19 protein-coding genes are annotated in these 26,303 nt (G+C 54.9%); 11 read left to right on the top strand and 8 right to left on the bottom strand.

Annotated elements, in window-relative coordinates:
• Positions 1 to 54: 54 nt before the first annotated feature.
• Positions 55 to 1,158, top strand: coding sequence for a peptide chain release factor 2 (gene prfB, locus G482_RS0106355; RefSeq protein WP_028449335.1), 1,104 nt, complete (start codon positions 55 to 57; stop codon positions 1,156 to 1,158).
• A gap of 71 nt (positions 1,159 to 1,229) precedes the next feature.
• A complete protein-coding gene (gene lysS, locus G482_RS0106350) occupies positions 1,230 to 2,732 on the top strand; it encodes a lysine--tRNA ligase (RefSeq protein ID WP_028449334.1) in 1,503 nt (500 codons plus the stop codon).
• Between the two features lie 132 nt (positions 2,733 to 2,864).
• On the opposite strand, the gene G482_RS0106345 is transcribed toward lysS, so the two are convergent.
• Entirely contained in the window at positions 2,865 to 3,164 is a 300-nt protein-coding gene (locus tag G482_RS0106345) for an HU family DNA-binding protein (RefSeq protein WP_028449333.1), read from the bottom strand.
• Positions 3,165 to 3,324: 160 nt separating this feature from the next.
• On the opposite strand from G482_RS0106345, the gene G482_RS0106340 reads away from it, so the two are divergent.
• The 4 genes from G482_RS0106340 to G482_RS0106325 all read left to right on the top strand — a co-directional run bounded on the left by G482_RS0106340 (position 3,325) and on the right by G482_RS0106325 (position 7,326).
• On the top strand, positions 3,325 to 4,560 hold the full coding sequence (locus G482_RS0106340) for an MFS transporter (protein ID WP_028449332.1): 1,236 nt from the start codon (positions 3,325 to 3,327) through the stop codon (positions 4,558 to 4,560).
• Positions 4,561 to 4,575: 15 nt separating this feature from the next.
• On the top strand, positions 4,576 to 6,477 hold the full coding sequence (mnmC, locus tag G482_RS0106335; protein WP_028449331.1) for a bifunctional tRNA (5-methylaminomethyl-2-thiouridine)(34)-methyltransferase MnmC2/FAD-dependent 5-carboxymethylaminomethyl-2-thiouridine(34) oxidoreductase MnmC1: 1,902 nt from the start codon (positions 4,576 to 4,578) through the stop codon (positions 6,475 to 6,477).
• A 149-nt stretch (positions 6,478 to 6,626) separates the two neighbouring features.
• A complete protein-coding gene (locus G482_RS0106330) occupies positions 6,627 to 6,917 on the top strand; it encodes a DUF2917 domain-containing protein (RefSeq protein WP_028449330.1) in 291 nt (96 codons plus the stop codon).
• Positions 6,918 to 7,068: 151 nt separating this feature from the next.
• A complete protein-coding gene (locus tag G482_RS0106325) occupies positions 7,069 to 7,326 on the top strand; it encodes a hypothetical protein (protein WP_028449329.1) in 258 nt (85 codons plus the stop codon).
• Between the two features lie 71 nt (positions 7,327 to 7,397).
• Here G482_RS0106325 and G482_RS17580 read toward each other — a convergent pair whose 3' ends face one another.
• The 6 genes from G482_RS17580 to G482_RS17575 all read right to left on the bottom strand — a co-directional run bounded on the left by G482_RS17580 (position 7,398) and on the right by G482_RS17575 (position 14,382).
• Positions 7,398 to 8,867: an aminotransferase-like domain-containing protein gene (locus G482_RS17580; protein WP_051258791.1), complete on the bottom strand. Its 1,470-nt coding sequence runs from the start codon at positions 8,865 to 8,867 to the stop codon at positions 7,398 to 7,400.
• 96 nt (positions 8,868 to 8,963) lie between these two features.
• The gene (gene ftsB, locus G482_RS0106315; protein ID WP_028449328.1) at positions 8,964 to 9,287 is read right to left on the bottom strand and encodes a cell division protein FtsB; all 324 of its coding nucleotides are present in this window, start codon (positions 9,285 to 9,287) and stop codon (positions 8,964 to 8,966) included.
• Positions 9,288 to 9,410: 123 nt separating this feature from the next.
• Positions 9,411 to 10,706, bottom strand: a complete 1,296-nt coding sequence (gene eno, locus G482_RS0106310; protein WP_028449327.1) for a phosphopyruvate hydratase — start codon at positions 10,704 to 10,706, stop codon at positions 9,411 to 9,413.
• A 96-nt stretch (positions 10,707 to 10,802) separates the two neighbouring features.
• Entirely contained in the window at positions 10,803 to 11,642 is an 840-nt protein-coding gene (gene kdsA / locus G482_RS0106305; RefSeq protein WP_028449326.1) for a 3-deoxy-8-phosphooctulonate synthase, read from the bottom strand.
• A 96-nt stretch (positions 11,643 to 11,738) separates the two neighbouring features.
• Positions 11,739 to 13,391 carry a CTP synthase gene (gene pyrG, locus G482_RS0106300; RefSeq protein WP_028449325.1) on the bottom strand — a complete coding sequence of 551 codons (1,653 nt, stop codon included), beginning with the start codon at positions 13,389 to 13,391 and terminating at the stop codon, positions 11,739 to 11,741.
• A 115-nt stretch (positions 13,392 to 13,506) separates the two neighbouring features.
• The gene (locus tag G482_RS17575; RefSeq protein WP_051258790.1) at positions 13,507 to 14,382 is read right to left on the bottom strand and encodes an SDR family NAD(P)-dependent oxidoreductase; all 876 of its coding nucleotides are present in this window, start codon (positions 14,380 to 14,382) and stop codon (positions 13,507 to 13,509) included.
• A gap of 161 nt (positions 14,383 to 14,543) precedes the next feature.
• On the opposite strand from G482_RS17575, the gene G482_RS0106290 reads away from it, so the two are divergent.
• The 4 genes from G482_RS0106290 (at position 14,544) to G482_RS0106275 (ending at position 21,250) form a co-directional block, all read left to right on the top strand.
• Positions 14,544 to 15,278 (top strand): beta-ketoacyl-ACP reductase, encoded by a 735-nt coding sequence (locus G482_RS0106290; RefSeq protein WP_028449324.1) that lies wholly within the window; start codon positions 14,544 to 14,546, stop codon positions 15,276 to 15,278.
• A gap of 259 nt (positions 15,279 to 15,537) precedes the next feature.
• Complete coding sequence (locus G482_RS0106285; protein ID WP_051258789.1) at positions 15,538 to 16,707, top strand: efflux RND transporter periplasmic adaptor subunit; 1,170 nt, start codon at positions 15,538 to 15,540, stop codon at positions 16,705 to 16,707.
• Positions 16,708 to 16,719: 12 nt separating this feature from the next.
• Positions 16,720 to 19,869, top strand: a complete 3,150-nt coding sequence (locus tag G482_RS0106280) for an efflux RND transporter permease subunit (RefSeq protein WP_028449322.1) — start codon at positions 16,720 to 16,722, stop codon at positions 19,867 to 19,869.
• Positions 19,862 to 21,250 carry an efflux transporter outer membrane subunit gene (locus G482_RS0106275; RefSeq protein WP_028449321.1) on the top strand — a complete coding sequence of 463 codons (1,389 nt, stop codon included), beginning with the start codon at positions 19,862 to 19,864 and terminating at the stop codon, positions 21,248 to 21,250. The genes G482_RS0106280 and G482_RS0106275 overlap by 8 nt, the downstream gene beginning before the upstream one ends.
• Before the next feature lie 71 nt (positions 21,251 to 21,321).
• Here G482_RS0106275 and tyrS read toward each other — a convergent pair whose 3' ends face one another.
• On the bottom strand, positions 21,322 to 22,596 hold the full coding sequence (tyrS, locus tag G482_RS0106270) for a tyrosine--tRNA ligase (protein WP_028449320.1): 1,275 nt from the start codon (positions 22,594 to 22,596) through the stop codon (positions 21,322 to 21,324).
• Between the two features lie 285 nt (positions 22,597 to 22,881).
• On the opposite strand from tyrS, the gene mfd reads away from it, so the two are divergent.
• On the top strand, positions 22,882 to 26,292 hold the full coding sequence (gene mfd, locus G482_RS0106265; protein WP_028449319.1) for a transcription-repair coupling factor: 3,411 nt from the start codon (positions 22,882 to 22,884) through the stop codon (positions 26,290 to 26,292).
• Positions 26,293 to 26,303 lie beyond the last annotated feature (11 nt).

The raw sequence follows: 26,303 nt of genomic DNA, 5'->3' as shown, positions 1-26,303 counted from the left end.
GGGGCGGACTGATATAATTTGATGTTTTGCATCAGCATGGACGCGGAACATCGCATGGAAAGCGAACAGCTCAACCAGATTGAAAACCAGCTTAAAGAACTCGGCCAGCGCGCTGATGAACTGAAACGTTACCTCGATTACCCCGGCAAAGTCGATCGCCTGGAAGAAGTCGTGCGCCTATCGGAAGATCCGGAAATCTGGAACGACCCGAAAAAAGCCCAAGAAATCGGCCGCGAACGCAAATCACTGGAAGACGTGGTGCATGTGCTAGACCGAGTCAGTGGCGCGGTGACTGACGCGCTGGAACTCTTCGAGATGGCCAAGCTGGAAGACGATTTCGACACCATCGGCGCCATTAACGACGATTACACCACGCTGGAAGCCGAAGTGGCCAAGCTGGAATTTCGCCGGATGTTTAATAATCCGATGGATCCAAGCCCATGCTTTATCGATATTCAATCGGGCGCGGGTGGTACTGAGGCGCAAGATTGGGCCGGCATGCTGCTGCGCATGTACGTGCGTTACGGCGAGCGCAAAGGCTTTAGCGTCGAAGTGATGGAGCAATCCGATGGCGATATCGTAGGTATCAGCCAGGCCACCATCAAGCTGACCGGCGACTATGCCTATGGTTTCTTGCGCACTGAAACCGGCGTGCACCGACTGGTGCGCTGCTCTCCTTATGATTCGAACAACCGCCGCCATACTTCGTTTGCCTCGGTCTTCGTTTACCCTGAGGTGGATGACAGCTTCGAGATTGAAATCAACCCGGCGGATGTACGTACCGACACCTATCGCGCCTCGGGTGCGGGTGGTCAGCACATTAATAAAACCGATTCTGCCGTGCGTCTAACCCACATCCCGACCAATACCGTGGTGCAATGTCAGAACGACCGCTCGCAGCACAAAAACCGCGACGAAGCCTGGAAAATGCTGCGCGCGAAATTGTACGAGCTGGAATTGCGCAAACGGATGGAAGCCCAGCAATCGCTGGAAGCCAGCAAATCCGACATCGGCTGGGGGCATCAGATTCGCTCGTATGTCTTCGACCAGAGCCGGATCAAAGATTTGCGCACCAACTACGAGGTTGGCAATATCAAGGCGGTCATGGATGGCGACCTTGAAGGCTTTATCGAGGCCAGCCTGAAACAGGGCGTATAAGTGATTATGCAGATACCCTCAGGGGTATCTGCCCTAAACAAAACCCAGATCTAAACTGCAGGCACATACCCATGTCAGAAGAACAAATCCTCCCGCAAGACGAAAATCAGATCATTGCCGAGCGTCGCGCCAAACTGGCCGCGATCCGCAGCAAAGGCGTTGCTTTCCCGAACGACTTCAAACGTGAACACCTGGCTGCCGATCTGGCCGCTGAATATGGTCACTTCGAGAAAGAGCCACTGGAAGCGCAAGCCATTGCCGTTAGTGTGGCTGGCCGGATTATGCTCAAGCGGGTCATGGGGAAAGCCAGCTTTATCACGATTCAAGATGGCTCTGGCCGCATTCAGTTCTACATCAGCGGCCAAGCCGTGGGTGAAGACGTATACAGCGACTTTAAAACCTGGGATTTGGGCGATATCGTCGCTGCGCGCGGCACGCTGATGAAAACCAAAACCGGTGAATTGTCCGTCCATGTGACCGAGCTGCGTCTGCTGACCAAATCGCTGCGCCCACTGCCAGAGAAATTCCACGGCCTGACCGATCAGGAAACCAAATACCGCCAGCGCTATGTGGATCTGATCACCAACGAAAACAGCCGTAACACCTTCATTAAACGCAGCAAAATCGTGCAACGCCTGCGCGAATTTATGACTGGCGAAGGTTATCTGGAAGTGGAAACTCCGATGATGCACCCGATCCCGGGCGGTGCTTCGGCCAAGCCATTCCAGACGCACCACAATGCGCTGGATATGCCACTGTACCTGCGGATTGCCCCTGAGCTGTATCTGAAACGCCTGGTCGTGGGCGGTCTGGAGCGGGTGTTTGAAGTCAACCGCAACTTCCGAAACGAAGGCATGAGTACTCGCCACAATCCAGAATTCACCATGGTGGAATTCTACGAGGCCTATGCCGATTACCAGCGCATGATGGAAATGACCGAAGGCATTATCCGTGCCTGCGCGATCGAAGCCACCGGCCATGCAGTCGTTGAATATCAAGGCAAAACGGTGGATCTGTCCAAGCCCTTTGCCCGCTTCACCATTGTGGATGCCATCAAGCACTACAACCCGGAATATACCGACGAGCAACTGCACGACCGCGCCTTCCTGAAAGCCGAAATCGCGCGTCTGGGTGGTAAACCCGTGCTGACCGATGGTATCGGCGGCCTGCAGCTGAGCCTGTTTGAAGAAAACACCGAGGCGAAATTGTGGGAACCGACTTTCATCATCGATTACCCGGCGGAGGTATCACCGCTGGCGCGCGCATCTGATACGCAAGCGGGCATTACCGAGCGCTTCGAGTTGTTTATCGTGGGCCGTGAGCACGCCAATGGCTATTCCGAGTTGAATGATCCGGAAGATCAAGCCGCGCGTTTCCAAGCGCAGGTGGATCTGAAAGAAGCCGGCGACGATGAAGCTATGCACTTCGATGCTGACTATATCCGCGCACTGGAATACGGTCTGGCACCAACTGGCGGCTGCGGTATCGGTATCGATCGCTTGGTGATGCTGCTGACCGACGCGCCAAGTATTCGTGACGTGATTTTGTTCCCACAAATGCGTCGCGAAGACTGATTGGGCGGCTGTATCGGGCTGTAGGCTATGTTTTATCTGCGCTAGAGCCCTATACCAGCAGTAGGTATCACCAATAAAAAACCGGCTTAAAGCCGGTTTTTTATTGGCTGCGCAATGCGTGCAGTGTGCTGCTTATTTCTGCTCGCCTGCTACCGCATCTTTCAGCGCTTTGGCCGCAGTAAACTTCAGCACTTTCTTGGCTGGGATTTGCACTGCTTCACCGGTTCGTGGGTTACGGCCCACGCGGGCATCGCGCGATTTCAACGCAATTTTACCGACATTCGGTAGGGTTACTTCGCCGCCGCCGCTTACCGTGGCGGTAATCACTTCCGACAGGGTATCGAGCAAAGCCGCGACGGTCTTTTTGTTGAGATCCGGGTGCTCGATGCTGGCTAGGTTATGGATGATGGCAATCAATTCGGTTTTTGTCATTGTACGACCCCCATGGAAGAATGCTTTCATTATGCCGCAGTGAGGCTGGCACGGGGATAAATCTTGGCTCTAGCCTGCGCAAATGCGCATGCCAGTGTATTTTTACCAATCTTTCTGCCCGCCAGCCTGCGACAATACAGGTTTTGCGAGCGAATACTGCATGTCTGTTGCACGCCCTGCCCCAATTAGCCAGCTGAGCTGGGCGACTTTATTGTTCCCGCTGGCGCTGGTGCTCTTTGAGTTTGCCACCTACATTTCCAATGACATGATCTTGCCCGGCATGCCGGCCGTGGTGCGCGAGTTTGCCGCCGACCCGGCCTGGATTCCGACGGCGATGACTTTGTGCCTGCTGGGTGGCGCTAGCCTGCAATGGCTGCTCGGGCCTTTATCTGATCGGCTTGGCCGGCGGCCGGTGATGTTGGCCGGTGCCGTGTTTTTCACCCTGAGTTGTATTGGCATTATCTGGGTACATAGTTTCTGGCTGTTTCTCACTTTCCGCTTTCTGCAGGGGATTGGCCTGTGTTTTATCGGCGCCGTGGGCTATGCGACCATCCAGGAAAGCTTCACTGAAACCATGGCCGTGCGGGTGATGGCGCTGATGGCCAATGTGGCACTAATTGCGCCTCTAGTTGGCCCGGTAGCCGGTGCTGCAGTGTTACAGCTGGGTGATTGGCGCTGGATTTTTGGCGTAGTGGCCGTGGTGTCGGCGATTTCTTGCCTGGGCCTGTGGTACAAAATGCCGGAAACCTCGCCCAAACTCGCCGAGCCATTGCATCCACGCCAACTCTGGCAAGATTATCGCCAAATCTACACCAATCGCCGCTTTGTACTGGGCGCCGTGGCGCTTAGCCTGAATGCGGTGCCCTTGCTGGGCTGGATTGCGCTGGCGCCGGTGATTTTGATGCAGGATGCCGGGCTTAGCACGCTGGAATACGGCTGGTGGCAATTCCCTGTATTTGGTGGGCTGATCCTCGGCAATATCGCTTTGGCCAAATTGATTAGCCAATTGCCGATACAGCGGCTGATTACCATCGGCTCTATCCCTTTGCTGGCTGGGGCGCTGGCGGGCTTGTATCTGCTGGCCGAGCCCACCGCTTGGCGCTGGCTGGCCTGGTCGCTGGCCGTTGCGGCGTTTGGCATGGGCATGATCAATGCGGCACTGTATCGCCTGACCTTATTTAGTAGCGAACAAGCCAAAGGCGTAGTGGCTGCGGCGCTCGGCATGCTGAATATGGCGGTGTTTGCTGGTGGCATCGAGCTGTTAAAATGGGGCCATGCCCAGTGGGGCAATCGTAGTTTTGTGGTGCTGTGCGTGCTGGCAATTAGCCTTGGCATTGCCGCACGACGAGCCTTTTTGCGCGGGGAACCACTGCATCCACCCGTTGCGTCCGCCTAAACCTGCTGTTTTGCCATGGCCTATACCCCGCTGCAAGCCGCTACGCTTGATTTCGCCGCTGATGGTACGTTGTATTCCAGCCGCTATGCCGATGTTTACCATTCCGCCCATGGCGCCTTGGCGCAGGCGCAAGCCGTGTTTATGGCGGGCAACGGCTTACCGGCTCGCTGGCAGCAGCGCGAATGCTTCACCATTCTTGAAACTGGTTTTGGGCAGGGTTTAAGTTTTTTAGCCACCTGGCAGGCCTGGTCCAATGATCCGCACCGCTCGGCGCGCTTGCATTTTATCTCGGTAGAGCAACATCCGTTTAGTCGCGCCGATTTAAGCCAGCTGTATCAGCGCTACCCTGAGCTGAGCACCTTCACCAGCGAGCTGTTGGCTATCTGGCCAGCGCTCACTCCGGGCTTTCATCGGCTGGAGCTGGCGGGTGGACGGGTCATTCTCACCTTGCTGTTGGGTGAGGTGCAAAGCATGCTGCACGAGCTGCAGGCCAAGGTGGATGCGATCTACCTCGATGGCTTTGCTCCGAGCAAAAACCCCGAGATGTGGTGCCTGCCCGTGTTCAAAGTGCTGTGGCGACTGGCCCACGCCGAAACCACGCTCGCCACATATACGGTGGCCGGTGCAGTTCGTCGTGGGCTGACCGAAGCGGGCTTTGCTGTTGAAAAAGTCGCGGGCTTTGCCAGTAAACGACAAATGCTGGTGGGGCGCTGTGCGCGCATCCCCAAGCCACCTCGCGTGTTTCGTCCTCATGCCGTGCGACCACACCCAAAACGTGCAGTGATTATTGGCGCCGGTATGGCTGGTTGCGCGACGGCTGCGGCATTGGCGCAGCGTGGCTGGCAGGTTGAAATCTTTGAGGCCGAAGCGGATGTAGCCCAACGCGCCTCGGGCAATCATGTGGGCCTGTGCCACGCGACCTTTAGCAAGGATGATAATGCCCTCGCTCGCCTGAGCCGGGCCGGCTTGGCGCTGAGCCGGCAGCGGATTGGGCAGCTGGGCTCAACTGTACTTGCGGGCTGCGGCCCCCATCTGCAATTGGCCAAAGACGCCGAACAAGACGCCCTGCTAGCGAGCACCGTCGCAACCCTGCAATTTCCACCTGACGTGTTGCAATATCTGGATGCCGCCACCTGTACCGCACAGTTAGGCTATCCAGTTAGCTATGGTGCGTGGTGGCTGGAAAAGTCGCTGTGGGTGAACCCTTATAGTTTGTGTCAGGGGTATATCGCTACGGATATTGATCTAATTAGCATACAGGTCAATACACCTGTTAGCTGTATCGAGCAACAAGAGCAAACATGGCACATTTTTGGCGCGGACAATGCGCTACTTGCCCGCACCGAAGTACTTATCCTCGCCAATGCACACTCAGTTCAACATCTGTGGGCCGCAGGCGAGTTACCGCTGAGTGAAAGTTGGCGTTCGGTTACGAAAATCCCCGCCGCTGCCGTATCTGAGCATGTACCCAGCCTCTCCGCGGCCCGCTACCTTACCCCTGCGCTAGCAGGCTGGCGCTGCACCGGCGCGGCCGAGGTAGGTGGGGCCAGCCTTGCCGAGCTCACGGCCAGCAATCTGGCGGGCGCGGCCGATTTGCTAGGGCATGAAATTAACAGCCCCGAGGCCAGCACACGCACCTGCGCGCGCCCCAACTCGCTTGATCGCCTGCCCTTGGTCGGGCAGCTGCACGTAGCAGGAGAAATCCACGAACCAGTACATCAACTGTTTCAAATGCCCCGTCAATCTGGGCTGTATTGCTGCGTTGGTTTTGGCTCGCGCGGCATTACTTGGCATGCACTGGCGGCGGAAGTCTTGGCTTGCCAGCTCAATGCTGAGCCACAGCCCATCGAAAAAAGCTTATTGAACGCGATTGATCCAGCGCGATTTAAGTTGCGGCAATTGCGCAAAGCCGGCTAAAGCTGTCAGCGGCAGACAGTGTGGACCCGAAAACAGCATAACAGTTACTCAATTCAGCCTGCCTGTACACCTAAATACAGTACAGTTGTGCCCCTGTAGCGTAGTCTGGTGGCGGCGTATTCTAGCTAAAACCTCGCAGGAGTACGATCATGGCTCAGACCACCCTTACCCGCTCACAATTACTCAGCCTGAATCAGCAACAGTTTGCCTGGATCCACTGTGACCATGGCACCATCTGGCTCACCGACGATGGCCACGATGTCGTGCTGCAGGCCGGCGAAGCTTGGCAAGTACAAGGCTGGCAAGCTGTGCTGGTCGAGGCCTTGAGCGATAGCCAATTGCGCATTAGCGCAAGCCAACCCAGCACCTCGCGCTGGCAGCCACTACTGCAGTGGGCACAGCAATGGCTGCATGGAGGTAGCCAGCCCCGTCACGCTTAACCCTGCTATCAATAAGGTTGCTCTGCCGCTAGTCTGTAAGTTTCAACCTTTCAGGCAATAGCGCTTGCCAGCGCCGACTGAGCAGCAATAGTGCAATTACAGGTTGGCGTTTGATGCACGGTGCATCCTCCTCGCTAGCCGAGGAGGCACTATGCTGCGCTCTATCCTACTGGCCGGCGCTTTGTGCGTTGGCGCCGCTAGCGTGCAAGCTGGCGAGCTGGTCGAAGACCTATTGCACATCAACACCCTGATCGAACAGCGCTGCGGCGAGCGGCTGCAAGTGCTGTGGGTGGATGAAAAAGGCGACAATCCCCCCTGCCAGATGTCTTATTCCGCGGCCTGTGTCGAAGCCCAAGCCGCTGGCCCATATAGCTGCTCGACGGTAATGCGCAGCGTGGCCAGCGAATAGCGGTGGCAGGTTCGGCTTGGGCTCGACTTGAGCTGTCCAAGCCCTAGACACACTCGCGGCGCGTGTTGGGCTTAGTGTGCTGCTAGCGGCACGCTTTCCGGTGCGCCCAGCTGTTTGCGGGCTAATTCGCCCAAGCGGGCGATGGCTTTTTCGTGCCGTGTGGTCCATTCCTCAACACAGCAGATGCGCAAACAGTTGCGGTAGCTATTGCTAGGTGAAAATAGCGAGCCAGGCGTGAAGCTAATCCCTTCGGCAAGTGCGTCTTGCAGCAGGGTAATGGTGTCTATGCGGCTATTAAGCTCAACCCAGAGGATATACCCCCCCTGTGGTACATTGAGTCGGGTGTCTGCCGGGAAATAGCGTTGAATTGCATTCACTGCGTGATTGACTTGCTCGGCGCAGCTTTTGCGCAAACGGCGCAAGTGATGATCATACCCACCGGTTTCCAGAAACCGCGCCATGGCCCTCTGTAACAGCGATGGCGTGGAGTAGGTATTAATAAATTTCAGCTGCTCGATCTGCTTTTGCCATTTGCCGGCTACCACCCAGCCGATCCGAAAACCCGGAGCCACTATTTTGGTAAACGAGGACATCAGCATGACATTGCCGGTTTTATCAAACGCTTTGGCCGGAATCGGCCGATCACCCTGATAGCAAAACTCGCCGTAGATATCATCTTCAATTAGCGGGATATTGCGCTCTTCAAGTAGCTGCACCAATTTTTGCTTGTTTTCATCGGGCATTAGGCTGCCTAATGGGTTGGCAAAGTTAGGCAGCAACACACAAGCTTTGACTTCGCCATTGCGCGTGGCTAGTTCCAGCGCTTCAATCGAAATACCGGTTTTAGCATGGGTCGGGATTTCCAAGGCTTTGAGCTTAAAACTCTCCAAAATCTGCAATAAGCCAAAATAGGCTGGTGATTCAATCGCCACCACATCACCCGGCTGGGTTACAGCGCGCAGGCACAAATTCAGCGCCTCAATCCCGCCCTGCGTGATAATGATTTCATCCGCTTCAACTTTGCCACCCCAGATCAGTGAGCGGCGAGAAATCTGCCGGCGCAATTCCAGATCGCCCTGTGGTTCGCCGTAGTCAGCCACCAAATCAGGGAATTGGCGGGTGATTTGCGAGAGCATGCGCTGGATTTGCGCATTCGGGAATAATTTGGGCGAGAGTATCGCCATGCCAAAATCGACGCGAATTTCTTTATTGGTGCGATTCACTGCGGATGGGGTAAGCAGAGGGTCGATAAATACATGCGATGGATTTTTAGGAGGCGTAGTGAGCTCGGGTGTGGCAAAACTAAGCCGCTGGCGCACATAAAAACCCGACTGTGGTCGCGCCTCAATCAAGCCACGATCTTCCAGCTCCCGATAGGCTTCCATTACCGTGGATAAGCTCAGCTGGCGCTGCCCAGAGAGCTTGCGAATCGATGGCATTTTCTCCCCGACGCGCAGCACACCCGTACTAATTGCCTCAGCCATTTCATCGGCCAATTGCAGATACAGGGTTTTGCGAGGTGGGGTGATTTGTTCGCTCATCGGGCTCTCCTTGGGTAAGGAGTACTATAGCCGATATCGCAAATGCATAACAGATTGGCTTGGGGTGCAGTACCCAGGAAAATGTACCGGTACAGTTTACTTTTGTGATGTAGTTTTAGTTGGACTGCTACTAATGATCGCCGGCTTGCTATGATCCAGCACCTGGAAGAACACTTCATCTTGGCGAATCATGCCTAGCTCATTGCGGGCCCGCTCTTCGATAGCTTCCGAGCCAGTTTTTAAGTCGCTCACCTCGGCATCTAGCGCTTCATTGCGCTCTTTGAGCTTGGCATTTTCAGCTTGGCGTTGCACCAGCTGTTCATCCAGTTGCCATACGCGCATCCAGCTGCCTTTGCCAATCCAGAGCGGCCATTGCAAAGCAATAATTAGCACAGCCAAAACTAAAGCAAGAATACGCATTCAGGAAACCGAAACAGACCATTCATAGAAAAAACCGGAGTACATACTCCGGTTTTGATCTTACTATGGCTGCGCGGCCAAGGTCGAGCTGACATCAGCGCTGCAGCCATAACACAACGCGTCTTAGCCTTTCAGCTGATAGAACGCGTTCACACCTGGGTAAACCGCTGCATCGCCCAGTTCCTCTTCGATACGCAGGATCTGGTTATATTTAGCGATACGATCAGAACGGCTCAGAGAACCTGTTTTGATCTGCATGCAGTTAGTGGCCACCGCCAGATCGGCGATGGTTGAATCTTCGGTTTCGCCTGAGCGGTGGCTCATTACTGAGGTGTAACCATGGCGTTTAGCCAAATCAACCGCAGCCAGCGTTTCTGACAGTGAACCGATTTGGTTTACTTTGATCAGGATCGAGTTACAAATGCCTTTTTTGATCCCTTCGGCCAGAATTTTGGTGTTGGTCACAAACAGATCGTCACCCACCAGCTGTACACGCTTGCCCAGACGGTCAGTCAGCAGTTTCCAACCATCCCAGTCGCGCTCGCCCATACCATCTTCAATCGAGATGATTGGGTATTTGTTAACCAGGCTCTCCAGGTAATCAACCATTTCCAGCGACGTGAAAGTACGGCCGCCTGATTTCTTGAATACGTAGTTGCCGGTTTCTTTGTCGAAGTATTCAGAAGCCGCGCAATCCAGTGCGATACGGAAATCGGTACCGGCTTTGTAGCCTGCTTTCTCAATCGCAGCCATCAAGAGATCCAGCGCATCTTCTGGGCCGGCCACGTCAGGTGCGAAACCACCTTCATCGCCCACTTGAGTTGGCAGATGTTTGTCGTGCAGGATTTTTTTCAGGTTGTGGAACACTTCGGCGCCGTAACGCAGTGCTTCACGGAAAGTTGGCGCGCCAACTGGCACAATCATCAATTCTTGGAAATCCAGGCTGTTAGACGCGTGCTCACCACCGTTGATCACGTTCATCATTGGTACTGGCAGAGACATTGGGCCTGAACCACCTACGTAGCGGTACAGTGGCAGACCGGCTTCTTCAGCGGCCGCTTTGGCAACAGCCATAGATACGGCCAGGATCGCGTTAGCGCCCATGCGGCTCTTGTCTTCAGTGCCGTCCAGATCCAACATGGTTTGATCGATGAAGGCTTGATCTGCAGCGTCCAGACCGATAATGGCTTCACAGATTTCGGTGTTGATGTTTTCAACCGCTTTCAGAACACCTTTACCCAGATAGCGTGATTTATCGCCATCACGCAGTTCCAGCGCTTCGCGCTCGCCGGTAGAGGCACCAGATGGTACCGCAGCGCGGCCCATAACACCTGATTCCAGCAATACATCGGCTTCTACAGTCGGGTTACCACGCGAGTCCAAAATCTCGCGGGCGATCACTTCAACAATCGCGCTCATGGGCGTTATACCTCAGTTGGTTTGAAGATAGGTACGAATATATACAATAAATATGACAGCTGCGGTGAATTAATCCCACCGCATATCGCAAAGAAATTACAAGGTATGCTCAATGAAAGAGTGTGCCTTAACCGCACGATCAATTTCCTTGAGCGTAATCAGCAATTCCTGCATCCGTGGCAATGGGAAGGCATTAGGGCCATCTGATAGCGCTTCGCACGGATTAGGATGGGTTTCCATAAAGAGGCCCGCAATACCCGAGGCAACCGCTGCGCGCGCCAAGACCGGCACCATTTCGCGTTGACCACCGGAGCGATCACCCTGCCCGCCTGGCTGCTGTACCGAATGCGTGGCATCAAAGACCACCGGGCAGCCGGTTTCGCGCATCACCATCAGGCCGCGCATATCGCTAATCAGTGTGTTGTAACCAAATGAGGTACCGCGATCGCAGACCATCAGATTATCCAGGCCGCCATTGGCTTCTTTGCCTTTGGCAATCACGTGTTTCATGTCCCACGGGGCCATGAATTGACCTTTTTTGATATTCACCGGTTTGCCAGTGGCGCAGACCGCGTGGATAAAATCAGTTTGGCGGGCCAGAAAGGCCGGGGTTTGCAGCACATCAACCACTTGCGCCACGATGGGCGCTTCCGCCTCGGTATGCACATCGGTCAGCACCGGTACACCGATTTGTTTTTTTACTTCGCTCAGAATGCGCAGACCTTCATCAATCCCCAAGCCGCGGAATGATTTGCCTGATGAGCGATTGGCTTTATCAAAGCTAGATTTGTAGATGAACGGGATATTCAGCGCGCTGGTCAACTCTTTCAGTTGGCCAGCGGTATCAATGGCCAGTTGCTCGCTTTCGATGACACATGGACCGGCAATCAGGAAAAATGGCTGATCCAATCCAACTTCAAAGCCACACAGCTTCATGAGATACCCCTTCTTTGTATTGCCTTGGGAAATAGACAGGGTATAGCTTTGCAGGCTATACCCTGTAGATCAGGATCAAAGATCCTGCAGTATTGCTTAGCAGCTCAGACCTTCACGGCCATTTTCGCGTGCATAGGCGATCGCCGCCTCGATGTACGACTTGAACAGCGGATGGCCATCACGTGGCGTCGAGGTGAACTCGGGGTGGAACTGACAAGCAAAGAACCAGCGATGTTCAGCCAGCTCAATGGTTTCCACCAGTTGCTCGGCGCCTACCGATTTACCACTGATTTTCAGGCCAGCCGCTTGCAGGCGATCCAGATAGTAGTTGTTCACTTCGTAGCGATGACGATGGCGTTCGGTAATCAGCTCATTGCCATAAATCTTGGCGGCGAGCGAACCACTTTCCAAGCGACATTGCTGCGCACCCAGGCGCATGGTGCCACCCATATTTGAGTTTTCGTCGCGTTTTTCAACTTTACCGTCGTGGTTCACCCACTCGTCGATCAGCGCCACCACCGGATATTCGGTTTCCAGATCAAACTCGGTCGAGTTCGCGCCCGGCATATTGGCCAGATCGCGAGCAAATTCAATCAGTGCGATCTGCATACCCAAACAAATCCCCATGTATGGAATATTGTTTTCGCGTGCAAAGCGTACCGCCACAATCTTGCCTTCAACACCCCGTTTACCAAAACCGCCTGGCACCAAGATCGCGTCCATGTCTTTCAGGCAGCCTGGGCCTTCGGTTTCCAGCGACTCTGAATCCACGAAATGGATTTTGACTTCCGAGCGGGTATGAATGCCAGCGTGTTTCAGTGCTTCGATCAGCGATTTGTACGATTCGGTCAGCTCGACGTATTTGCCGACCATGGCAATATTCACGGTCTGCTGAGGGTTTTGAATCGCATCGACGATGCCATCCCAAACCGATAGATTGGCTGGTGGCAAATCGAGGCCAAACTGGCGACAGATGATGTCATCAATGCCTTGCTCAGACAGCGCACGCGGAATTTTATAAATCGAATCCAGATCCGGACACGAAATCACGGCTTTTTCCGATACATTGGTGAACAGCGCAATTTTGCGGCGCTCTTCATCCGGCACCATGCGATCAGCGCGGCAGATCAGCACATCCGGCTGAATACCGATTTCGCGCAGCTCTTTCACGCTGTGCTGGGTAGGTTTGGTTTTGATTTCACCCGCCGCCGCGATATACGGCACGTAGGAAAGATGCACAAAGCAGGTGTTTTCCTTGCCCAGCAACACGCCCATCTGGCGGATGGCTTCCAGAAATGGCAGCGATTCGATGTCACCCACCGTGCCGCCCACCTCAATCACCGCCACCTGCGCACCGCTTGAGCCACGCTCAACAAAGAGGCGGATTTCATCGGTAATGTGCGGAATGACCTGTACGGTTTTGCCCAGATAATCGCCACGACGCTCTTTCTTGATCACCGAGTCATAAATCTGACCGGTTGTGAAGTTGTTGCGTTTCGCCATTTTGGCGGTAATGAAGCGCTCATAGTGACCGAGATCGAGGTCAGTTTCCGCACCATCTTCGGTAACGAAGACTTCACCGTGCTGCATGGGGCTCATGGTGCCCGGATCGACGTTGATGTACGGATCCAGTTTCATCATGGTGACATTGAGGCCGCGCGATTCGAGAATCGAAGCCAGAGACGCGGCGGCGATGCCTTTGCCGAGCGAAGACACAACGCCACCGGTTACGAAGATATACTTGGTCATGTTAAGAGCGCACAAGTTTGAATCCCCTATTCTACCCGAACCACAAGGCTAAGCTCAATTCTGGACAAGGGGCCATTATTGTGCATTTCGCATTCTGCACTGACTTTAGCCGCCTTTATTCGCTGCGGCGACCGTAGGCGACGCCTGGTTCATCACCCGAAGCTTTCAGTAACACACGATCGAGCCACGCGCTGGGCAAGACGCGCTTCAAATACCAGAACCACTGCGTGGGTTTGGTGACCCGGTATCGGGCGCGAGGCCTTGCACTTGTTAGCGCGGCGAGCAATACCTCGGCCACGGCGCTCTCTGGTAGCGTAAATGGCGCGGGTGGCCCGCTTTTGAGTAGGCGCCGCGCCATGGCGGCATAAGCCGGGGCGTGAAAACTCGCCTCACTATTGATCCAGCGCTTAAATTCTTCATACGCATTGGCGCGAAAGCGACTCACAATCGGGCCGGGCTCAATCAGGCTCACTTTAATCTGGGTACCGATCAATTCCTGCCGCAAGGTATCGGCAAAGCCCTCGAGCGCAAATTTACTGGCGTTATAAGCCCCCCGATACGGCATCGCCGCAAAGCCCAGCACCGAGCTATTAAACACAATCCGGCCGTGGCCTTGGCGGCGAAAGAGTGGCAATACCGCATTGGTGAGTTCTATCGCGCCAAACACATTGGTTTCAAATTGATGCCGCATTGCGGCGCGGCTTAAATCTTCCACCGCGCCAGGGACACCAAAGCCGGCGTTGTTAAACACCGCATCCAAACGCCCGCCAGTGAGCGCCAAGGTGGCCGCCACACAAAAAGCAATCGATTCGCTGTCGGCGACATCCAGTTGTAAGGCCGTAAGCCCTAGCGATTGCAAATATAAGACATGGTCATTTTTTCTCGCTGTGGCAATCACTTGCCAGCCATGCTGTTGCATAAATTGCGCAGCATATAGCCCAATACCGCTCGAACAGCCAGAAATGAGCACCACCGGTTGATTACTATTCATGAAAGTGTATCCATTATGTCACTTAAGGCAATATTCCAATTTACATACGGGATAGCCCTTAGCTACGCTTGCCCAGCCTCACAAGGGTCTTGCGCAAGAACAACAATATTCTGCCCACCAGCGGCAGAGGCATTCATTCAAACATCAAGGATATACGAAGTATGGCAAAAGTAGCTCTCGTTACAGGTGGTATGGGCGGCATCGGGACGGCAATCTGCCGCAAACTGGCCGACGACGGTTTTAAAGTGATCACCACCTATTCCAAACCAGGCAAACAGTATGCTTGGCTCGCCGACAACAAAGCGGCTGGCTACGATTTTGCAGCGTTTGAATGCGATGTCACCAATTTTGACGCCTGCGTAGCGCTCAAATCCACCGTCGACGCCCAGATTGGCCCGGTTGATGTGCTGGTCAATAACGCCGGCATTACCCGCGATGCCACATTCAAAAAGCTCGGCAAAACTGATTGGGATGCGGTAATTGGCACCAACCTCGATTCAGTGTTTAACGTGTCGAAACAATTTGTGGATGGCATGGTTGAGCGCGGCTGGGGCCGAGTGGTGAATATTTCTTCGATCAATGGCCAGAAAGGCCAGTTTGGTCAGACCAATTACTCGGCAGCGAAAGCCGGCATGCATGGCTTTACCATGGCGCTGGCGCAAGAAGTGGCGCGCAAAGGCGTAACCGTGAATACGATTTCCCCCGGCTATATCGCTACTGAAATGGTGATGGCCGTGCCCGAAGATGTGCGCGAGAAAATTGTGGCGCAAATTCCGGTGGCACGCCTAGGTAAACCGGAAGAAATCGCGGGCTTGATCAGCTATCTGGCGAGCGATATTTCCGGTTTTATGACCGGCGCCAATCTGGCCATCAACGGCGGTCAGCACACCTGCTAAATACCAGGCGCATTCAACTTACAAAGGGCTACCAGATTGGTAGCCCTTTTTTCTAGCAAAAATTACACGAATCAACGCTTAGCTTTAGGTATAAATACATACGGTCGCGTAATATTGTTCAAGCATAATTGTGCGCCCTAGCGATGCACTGAAAATCATCTAGTAAACTTGCCCGCAAAAGAAGAATACCCAGGCAGGTATGCGCATACAAATCATAATTAGCAATACTTTTCATTATATACCCCCTACGGAGCTGGCCATGACCCACGCTTTTAAACCTCAATCCAGCCGCATTTTGCTGGCTTCGCTGGCCTTGGCTGGCTTACTGACCGCCTGCGGTGAAAAGCCACAACAACGGGAAATCCCACCGGCCCCTGTTACCGTGATTAAGGTGACCAGCGGCTCTGCGCCACTGAGCTATGAAGTCTTGGGTGAAACCGCGGGCTATCGGGATGTGGAAGTTCGTTCGCGAGTGAGCGGCATTTTGCAAAAGCGCACCTATGTGGAAGGTCAGAATGTTGCCGCCGGGCAGGTGCTGTTTGAAATCGACCCCGAGCCCTACAAAGCAGCACTGGATCAGGCCAAAGGTAATCTGGCCATTGAAGTGGCCAAGCTGGAAAAAGCCCGCGCCGATCGCGACCGGATTATTCCACTGTTTAAAGAAAACGCGGTTAGCCGCAAAGATTACGACGATGCAATGGCCAGCTACGCCGCGGCGGTGGCTAGTAATTCAGCTGCCGAAGCCAAAGTGCGCGAAGCCGAGCTAAATCTGGGATACACCAAAGTGGTGGCGCCGATTTCAGGCATGACCAGCACGGTAGCGCAATCAGAGGGGAGCTTGATTTCGCCATCGGGTGAATCCGGCCGGCTGACCACCATTTCGCAGCTTGATCCGCTGTATGTCACCTTCTCGTATTCAGAAGAAGATCGCCAACGCCTGGAGCAGATGGCCAAAAGCAAGCAGGTGAATCTGAACGATCAGCGCAATATCAAAACTACGCTTCGGCTTGCGGATGGTAGCGCGTATGAGCACAGCGGCAAGCTGGATTTCTCGGATAACCGGGTGGATTCCAAAACCGGCACCATTCGCGCTCGGGCGATCTTTAGCAATCCGCAAGGCAAATTGCTGCCAGGCCAGTTTGTGCGCTTGCATCTTGATTTTGGCACCTACCAGAACGCGATCTTGATTCCGGAACGTGCGATTGTGCAGTCGCAAGCCGACAAACTGGTGATGACGGTAGATAAAGACAACAAAGTCAATCCGCGCCCAGTGAAAGTGCAGCCGAGTACCACCGCCGGCATGGTGCGGGTGGAGTCTGGCCTAAATGTGGGTGACACCGTGATTGTGGAAGGCCTGATCAAGGCCAAACCGGGCTCAGTGGTGAAACCCGTCGCCGCCAGCAGCGCCTCAGCCGTCGCCAAATCCTAAGCGAGGATCGCCATGTTTTCGAAATTCTTTATCGAACGGCCGATCTTTGCCTCGGTCATCTCGATCATTATTGTGCTCGCCGGCTTGGCCGCGATGCGCTCTTTGCCGGTGGAGCAATACCCCGGCATTACGCCACCCGTGGTTTCGGTTACCGCGTTTTACCCTGGCGCCACCCCAGAAGTGATTGCCCAGACGGTCGCTGCCCCGTTGGAGCAGCAGATCAATGGCGTGGAAAAAATGATTTATGTGCAGTCCGGCTCCGCCTCGAATGGGCAGATGTCGTTGAACGTGTACTTTGAAATCGGCACCGACCCTGATCAGGCCACGATTAATGTCAATAACCGCGTTTCTGCGGCGATGGCGCAGTTGCCCGAAGAGGTAAAACGCCAAGGCGTGACGGTGAAAAAGAAATCCACCTCGATTTTGAACGTGATTACCCTCAGCTCGCCGGATAACACCTACGACACCACTTACCTATCCAACTATGCGCTGTTGAATATCGTGGATGAGCTAAAGCGGATTCCTGGCGTGGGTGACTTGACGGTCTTTGGGGGCACCGATTACGCCATGCGGGTGTGGTTGCGGCCAGACCGGATTGCGCAACTGGGCATCACGACTTCTGACATCATTTCGGCCATTCGTGAACAAAATGCCCAATTTGCTGCCGGTAAAATCGGTGCGCAGCCGACCAGTAAACAGGTCGATTTCACCTTTACGGTCAATACCCAAGGTCGCCTAAAAACGCCTGAGGATTTTGGCAATATCATCATTAAAGCCAGTGCTGATGGCGCCAAAACTCGTCTAAAAGACGTAGCTCGGATCGAAATTGGTGGCAAAGATTATGATGTGATCGCTAGCCTGAATGGAAAAAAAGCTGTCGCAATGGGTATTTATCTGCAGCCAGGCGCCAATGCAGTCGCAGTCGCCGACGCGGTCAAAGCCAAAATGGAAACCTTAAAGGCGCGTTTCCCGCAAGGTATTGCATATGACATTCCATACGACACTACAGTTTTCGTAAAAGTCTCGATCGAAAAAGTGGTGCACACGCTATTTGAAGCGATTGTGCTGGTGTTTATTGTGGTTTATCTGTTCCTGCAGAATTTCCGCGCCACCCTGATTCCGTGTATTGCCGTGCCGATTTCGCTGATTGGTACCTTTGCCGGTATGTTGCTCTTAGGCTTCTCAATCAACTTGCTCACCCTATTGGGGATGGTACTAGCGATTGGTATCGTAGTGGATGACGCCATCGTGGTGCTTGAAAACGTCGAGCGGATCATGGCCGAGAAGAAATGCTCGGCCAAGGAAGCAGCGATTCTGGCAATGGAAGAAGTCGCCGGCCCCGTGGTCGCGATTGTCTTGGTCTTGTGCGCGGTATTCCTGCCAGTGGCCTTTATGGGCGGCATGACCGGGGTGATGTATAAGCAATTTGCGATCACCATTGCCGTATCGGTGGCGATTTCTGGCTTGGTGGCCCTGACCCTCACGCCAGCTCTGTGCGCGATTTTGCTCAAGAGTGGCCACCATCAACCGGCCAAATTCTTCGTTTGGTTTAACCATAGCTTCGATCGCCTGACCAATGGCTATGTAAATGGCGTGGCTTTCCTCAATCGACGCGTTGGCATTGCCTTTGTGATTTTCGCGCTGATGATTGGTGGGCTGGTTTACCTTCTGAAAGCCGTGCCGGGTGGCTTGGTACCCGATGAAGATCAAGGCTACCTGCTCTCAGCGGTGATGCTACCTGATGCTGCTTCACTCAAGCGCACCGAGGCCGTTTCTGCTCAATACGAGCAGTTAGTGATGGAAAACAAAAACGTTGCTAACGTCGTGTCATTTACTGGCTTTGATATTTTGTCCGGGGCAGTAATGAGCAACAGCGGGATTGCCTTTATTACCTTGAAAGACTGGAGCGAACGTCCAGACCGAATGGATAGCTCGTTTGCGCTGACCAAAATCCTGCAAGGTCAGGCGTATATGAAGCTGCAAGATGGTTTTGCGGCGAGCTTCAACCCACCGGCGATTACCGGGATGTCAACCACTGGTGGCTTGGAAGGTTATCTGCAAAATCGCGGCTCGGGCGACACCAAGCAATTTGCGGCGGAAGTACAGCGCTTTGTGGATGAAGCCAAAAAACGCCCTGAGTTTGCCAATGTTTCCACCACCTTCCGCGCCAATGTGCCACAGATCTATGTCGATCTGGATCGCGAAAAAGCCAAAGCGCTGGGTGTGAGCATTAACTCGGTGTTTGACACCATGCAGGCCACTTTTGGTCAGGTCTATGTGAATGACTTTAACCAGTTTGGTCGTACTTATCGCGTGCAGTTGCAATCGGAAGCCGATTACCGGGCGCGGCCGGAAGATATTGCCAATGTGTATGTGCGCTCGGCCAATGGCACGATGATTCCACTGACCAGTCTGGTGAAAGTGAAAAGCTCGGTCGGCCCAGAGCTGGCGGAACGCTTCAATATTTTCCAGGCGGCCAAGCTGATGATCCAGCCGGCGCCGGGCGTGAGCTCGGGTCAGGCCATCAAAGCCATGGAAGAAGTAGCCAATGAGGTACTGAGCAATGACTTCAAACTGGAATGGACCGGCTCGGCCTTCCAGGAAAAAGAAGCCGGCTCCACCGCGTTAATGGCCTTTGTGTTCGGGATTGTGATGGTGTTCCTGATTCTGGCGGCGCAGTACGAGCGCTGGAGCTTGCCGTTCGCGGTGATTACTGCCGTGCCATTTGCACTGTTTGGGGCATTGCTGGCGGTATGGTTGGCAGGGATGACCAATAACGTCTACTTCCAGATTGGTCTGGTGACGCTGGTGGCGCTGGCGGCGAAAAATGCGATTTTGATCGTGGAATTTGCCGTGCTGAAGTACGAAGAAGGCATGAGCCTGCTCGATTCCGCACTTGAAGCCGCCCGCCTGCGCTTCCGCCCGATCGTGATGACCTCGCTGGCCTTTATCTTGGGTTGTGTACCTTTGGTGATTTCCAGCGGTGCAGGCCGCGCTAGCCGCGCCTCATTGGGTATGCCGGTGATCGGCGGGATGTTGGCGGCCACCTTTATTGCGATTTTCTTTATTCCGCTGTTCTTCCGTTTGATTATGAAGCGCGATGAAATGAAGAAAAAACAGGCTGCCAGCACTGCGGCAGCTGAAGGAGAACATCATGCGTAAAACGATACTAGCACTGGGTATCGCCTCGCTACTCTCGGCGTGTGTGAACATGCCGGACTATACCCTGCCCAATACAGATGTCCCTGCTACCACGGGTAGTGCTGCGGTGGATGCCCAATGGTGGCAGACCTTTGCCGATCCAACCCTTGATCAGCTAATTGCAGCAGCCGTGGCCAATAACCAAAATCTGGCCATGGCGACAGCCAAACTAGCCGAAGCTCGGGCCGTGCTGGGCATTGCCTCGGCAGAACAACTGCCGCGGGTGGATCTGGGTGGCGGCGCTGCTCGCCAGCGTACCTCCCAAGAAGGCACCGGTAAACCAAGCCAAACCTACGACTATTACAAGCTGGCAGGCAGCGTGAGCTGGGAGCTGGATTTGTGGGGCCGGGTGCGCAATACCGCGGCCGCGGCACAGCAAAGCCTGCTCGCCAATCAATACAACCGCGATGCCGTGCAGCTCGCGCTGCAAGCCGATGTGGCGCAAACCTATTTCAACCTGCGCACGCTGGATCGGCAATTGGCCATCACCGATGCCACCATCCAGTCGCGACAGGAAGCGCTGGATTTACGCCAGAAACGCTTTAAAGGTGGCATGACCTCGGAATTGGATGTGCGCCAAGCCGAAGTGGAGCTGGCGGCCGCGCAAGCTTCGCGCCCCGCGCTGGTGAAGGCCATTGCCAAAGCCGAAGGCGCCTTGGCGGTGCTGACTGGCGCATCGCCGCGCCAGCTGATCGAGCAAAATATCGCGCGCGGCACAGCCATGGGCCAGTTTAGTGCGCCAGCGGCACTGCCGGCGGCGCTCGATAGCGATCTACTGCTACGCCGACCTGATATTGCCCAAGCCGAGAGTGTCTTGCTAGGCAGCCGCGCCAGCATTCAAGCGGCTCGCGCGGCCTACTATCCTCGTATTTCACTCACTGGCCTCTTAGGACTGGAGAGCATGGAGCTAAGCAATCTCTTCCAGGGCAGCGCCAAAGCCTGGTCGTTTGCCGGTAATCTGGCCATGCCGCTGTTTGACAATGGCCTGACTGCCGCGCAAGTAGATCAAGCCAAAGCACGCGAGCAGCAAGCCGCCGCCGCATACCAGTTGGCGGTGCAAAATGCCTTCAGCGAAACACGAGCAGCGATTGTGGCCGACCAAGTGGCGCTCGATAAGCTTAAAGCCGAACAGCAACAAGTGACCGCGCTAGAGCGGCAATTGAAACTGGCCACCCTGCGTTACGACAATGGTTTTTCCAGCTATCTGGAAGTGCTGGATGCGCAGCGTAGCCTGTTTACCAGTCAGCTTAACTACACGCAGGCCCAAAGTGATCTGCTAATTAGCCGGGTACAACTGTATAAGGCGCTGGGTGGTGGCTGGCAAAAGCCAAGTAAATCATAAGTCGCTGAAAATAAAAAACCCGCCAATCGGCGGGTTTTTATTGCGCTGATTAAGCTTAAGCTCACCAGCTATTAGTTCCAGCAGATCAGCACGTAGTTTTTCTTGCCCCGGCGCAGCAGCGTATAGCGGCCAAACAAGCGATCCGCCGCGCTCAGAGCGTGATCGGCGGCTTCAACTTTCTGGCCATTGATCAGCACCGCTCCGCTTTGCACAAAGGTGCGGGCTTCAGATTTGGATTTGGCAAGGCCACCAGCCACCATGGCATCCAGCAAGCCACTAACAGCGCTGTCCAGCTCAATACTTGGCATACCGTCTTGCGCCAGCTGGGCAAAATCCGATTCGGTCAGCGCAGCCAGCGAATCGCTAAACAGGTTTTGCGAAATCCGCTGCGCGGCTTCAACGGCAGCCTGACCGTGCACAATCGCCGTCACCTGCTCGGCAAGTACGCGCTGGGCCTGTGGTTTTTGCCCGCTGGTTTTGTCACTTTCTTCCAGCGCATCAATCTCAGCCACCGACAGGAAGGTAAAGTATTTCAGGAATTTATACACGTCCGCATCGGCCGTATTGAGCCAGAATTGGTAGAAGGCGTACGGCGAGGTTTTGCTAGCGTCCAGCCAGATGGTGCCGGTTTCGGTTTTGCCGAATTTAGTGCCGTCCGATTTAGTCACCAGTGGCAAAGTCAGGCCATACACTTGCTGCTGATTCAGGCGACGGGTGAGATCGGTGCCGGCAGTAATATTGCCCCATTGGTCCGAGCCGCCAATTTGCAGCGCACAACCGTAGCGACGATTCAGCTCGGTGAAATCATAGCCTTGCAGCAGGCTGTAGGAAAATTCGGTATACGAAATACCTTGATCTTCCCGCGCAATGCGCTGCTGCACGGCTTCTTTTTTGATCATCTGGTTGACGGAGAAATACTTGCCAATGTCGCGCAGGAATTCCAGCGCGCCCATGCCGCCAAACCAGTCGTAGTTATTCGCCATCAGGGCGGCGTTGTCGCCTTCAAAGCTTAAAAATGGCGACACTTGCGCGCGGATTTTTTCGACCCAGCCGGCAATCACATCAGGGGTATTCAGTTTACGCTCGGTGGCTTTAAAGCTGGGGTCGCCAATCATGCCGGTAGCGCCGCCCACCAGGGCGATCGGTTTGTGGCCAAACTGCTGGAAGCGCTTAAGCACCAGAATCGGTACCAGTGAGCCAATGTGCAAGCTGTCGGCGGTGGGGTCAAAGCCGCAATACAAGGTCACAGCCTCTTTATCCAAGAGTTCGGTCAAGGTCGCTTGATCGGTGCATTGCGCGATCAGGCCGCGGTCTTGCAAATCCTGTAACAGATGAGGCGTGGGCATACGGGGCTCCAAAGGGGAAAACACAGCCAGCTTGCGTGAAGGCTTAGCTGGCTAATCAAAGCTGACTATTCTAACCCAAACCGTCGGCAAGCCCAATCTACCTAGGCGTAGCGACTTTACCCTCACATACCCCTTGCCGTATCAGCTGCTAAGTCATGCTTGATAAGGGCTGACTGCAGATACCCATGAGTGCATTTTCACGCTCAAGCCGTGCGGCGCAGTACTGAGCCGATGCGCCGGCGCTGGTATAATTGCCGTTTTGTTTGTCCGGCGCTGTATCAACTTATGACTTTGCCTGCCCTGCCTCGTGCCTCTGAACGTTTGCAATTGCCGCTGCCGCATGGCTCGGGCGATGCCCGCCTGCTGGCCGAATATGCACAGCAAGTGGCGACGCTGGTTGTAATCACCGCCAGCGCGCAAGAGGCGAGCCGCCTGCGCGATGAGCTGGCGTTTTTCCTGCCGGGCAAAAACGTAGTGCAGCTCCCCGATTGGGAAACCCTGCCCTACGATCATTTCTCGCCCCATAGCGATCTGATTAGCCAACGGCTGGCAGCGCTGTGGCAGCTGCGCCAGGGCCAGGCCGACGTACTGGTGGTGCCACTGCAAACCGCGATGGGCGTACTGCCACCGGTCGAGTTTCTGACCGGTACGACTTTTTTCCTTAAAAAAGGCGAGAAGCTCGATGCCGAGCAGCTGCGCGCCGATATGGCGCTGGCGGGCTACAGCCATGTGACGCAGGTGTATAGCCCGGGCGAATTTTCGATCCGCGGTGGCTTGATTGATTTGTTCCCGATGGGCAGCCCGCTGCCCTACCGGATTGATCTGTTTGATAACGAAATCGAAACCATCCGCACCTTCGATGTCGATACGCAGCGTAGCTTATATCCGGTACCGGAAATCCGATTATTGCCAGCGCGCGAATTTCCGACCGATGATGCGGGCAAAACCAAATTTCGCCAGCGCTTTCGCGAGGTATTTGAAGGTGCGCCCAGCAATGCCCGGCTGTACAAAGACATTAGCAATGGCATCATTCCGGCCGGCATCGAATACTACCTGCCGCTATTTTTTGAGCAGACGGCCACCTTGTTTGATTATCTGCGCACGGACTTCGCCAGCGAGGGGGTATTGGCCCTGCACGGTGATTTGGCGGGGGCTGCCGAGCAATACTGGCAAGATATCGCTGAGCGGCACAAACTGAACATCGGCGACAAAGACCGCCCTTTACTGCCGCCGCGCGAGCTGTTTCTGGCGCCAGATTTACTCTTTGGCCAGCTGAAAAAATACCGCCGGCTAGAGCTCACTGCTGGCAGTAGTCTTGTGACCAGCGCCCTGCCCGCGCTGGATGTCGATCGCCGCAGCGAAAACCCGCTGCAAAAACTGCAGCAGTACCTGAGCACCTACGCCGGCAAAGTGATCCTGGTGGCCGAAAGCCTCGGCCGGCGCGAAACCATGGCGCAGTTTTTTGCCGAATATGGCCTCAGCGCACAATTAGGCGACAGCTGGGCTGCAGCGCTGCAGAGCGGCGCGGCCGTGCAGCTGATCGTGGCGCCGCTGTATCGTGGGTTTATCTGGCAGGACGACGGCATTGCGCTGATTACCGAAGCCGATCTCTACCCCGCAGTGGCGCAATCGCGCGGCAAAAAACAGCAAAAACGCAGCAATACCGATAGTATGCTGCGCGATCTATCCGAGCTGAAAATCGGCGACCCGGTCGTGCACGAAGCGCATGGTATCGGCCGCTATATGGGCCTCACCTCCATGGATCTGGGCGATGGGGATACCGAGCTCTTGCTGATCGAATACGCCGGCGGCGATAAGCTGTATGTGCCGGTAAGCCAGCTGCATGTGATCTCACGCTATTCCGGCGGTGCCGCCGATAGCATTCAGGTGCATAAACTCGGCTCGGGCCACTGGGAAAAAGCCAAACGCAAAGCTGCCGAACAGGTGCGCGATACCGCAGCCGAATTGCTCAATCTTTACGCCCGCCGCGCCGCGCGCGAAGGCCATGCCTTTGAATGGACAGCGCATGATTACGAAGCCTTTGCGGCCGGTTTTGGCTTTGATGAAACCCCGGATCAGGCGGCGGCTATTGAGGCGGTACTGGTGGATATGCGGGTGAAACAGCCGATGGATCGGCTGGTGTGCGGCGATGTGGGCTTTGGGAAAACCGAAGTGGCGCTACGCGCAGCGTTTTGTGCAGTGGCGGGTGGCAAACAAGTCGCGGTATTGGTGCCAACCACCCTGCTGGCCGAGCAACATTTTCAAACCTTTAGCGACCGCTTTGCCGATTGGCCAATCAAGATTGCCGAGCTCAGCCGTTTCCGCTCAGGCAAAGAAACCGCCGCCGCCCTCAAAGGCCTGGCCGAAGGCACGGTAGATATCGTGATCGGCACGCATAAACTGGTGCAGCCGGATATCGAATTTGCCAAGCTGGGCTTGGTGATTATCGACGAGGAGCACCGCTTTGGCGTGCGGCAGAAAGAGCAACTGAAAGCCCTGCGCGCCAATGTGGATGTGCTCACCCTCACCGCCACGCCGATCCCGCGTACGCTGGCGATGAGCCTAGAAGGCCTGCGCGATTTCTCGGTGATTGCCACGGCGCCAAGCAAACGCCTGGCGGTGAAGACCTTTGTGGCCAAATATGGCGACGGCATTATCCGCGAAGCGGTACTGCGCGAGTTGAAACGCGGTGGGCAGGTGTTCTTCCTGCACAATGAAGTCGACACCATCGACAATATGCGCGAAAAACTGGCCAGTTTGCTGCCGGAGGCGCGCATCGGCGTTGCACACGGGCAAATGCGCGAGCGCGAACTTGAGCATGTAATGCGCGATTTTCACCAGCAGCGCTTTAATGTGCTGCTGTGTACCACCATTATCGAAACCGGGATCGATATCCCGAACGCCAATACCATCGTGATGAATCGCGCCGATAAATTCGGCCTGGCGCAGCTGCACCAGATGCGCGGGCGGGTGGGCCGTTCGCACCATCAAGCCTATGCCTATTTGCTGGTGCCCGATCCGGAAGGCCTCACCACCGATGCGAAAAAACGCCTAGAAGCCATCCAGATGATGGAAGAGCTGGGCTCAGGCTTTTATCTGGCCATGCATGATCTGGAGATCCGCGGGGCCGGTGAAGTTCTGGGTGACTCGCAATCGGGCGAAATGCAGGAAATCGGCTTTGCGCTGTACTCACAAATGCTTAAAGAAGCCGTGAAAGCCTTAAAAGCGGGTCGCGAACCCGATTTATCGCAGCCATTGGGCGTCACGACTGAGATTAATCTGCATGCGCCGGCCTTATTGCCGAATGAATATTGCCCGGATGTGAACGAGCGCCTGAGCCTGTATAAGCGCCTAGCCAGCGTGGAAAACGCCGATGAGCTAAGCGATATTCATCAGGAGCTGATCGACCGCTTTGGCCTGCTGCCCGATGCCACCAAAGTCTTGCTCGATTGCCACCGCCTGCGGCTATTAGCCGGGCCGCTGGGGATTAGCAAAATTGATGCGGCCGATACCGCGATCATTATTCATTTCTTGCCCAAAACCCCAGTTGAGCCGATGAAGATCATTTCGCTGATTCAAAGCAAGAAAAACTACAAATTGGCCGGGCAGGATAAATTGCGCATTGAAGGCAACTGGCCGGAAGCCGTGTTGCGCGCGGTGCGGGTGAAAGAGCTGCTAGCCGAATTACAAGCCTAAGGGGTATTACC

It is taken from the genome of Chitinibacter tainanensis DSM 15459, assembly GCF_000429785.1.
GTDB classification, from domain to species: Bacteria; Pseudomonadota; Gammaproteobacteria; order Burkholderiales; family Chitinibacteraceae; genus Chitinibacter; species Chitinibacter tainanensis.
Note: the sequence above shows the minus strand (reverse complement) of the source record. Positions and strands in the feature narration are given on the sequence as shown.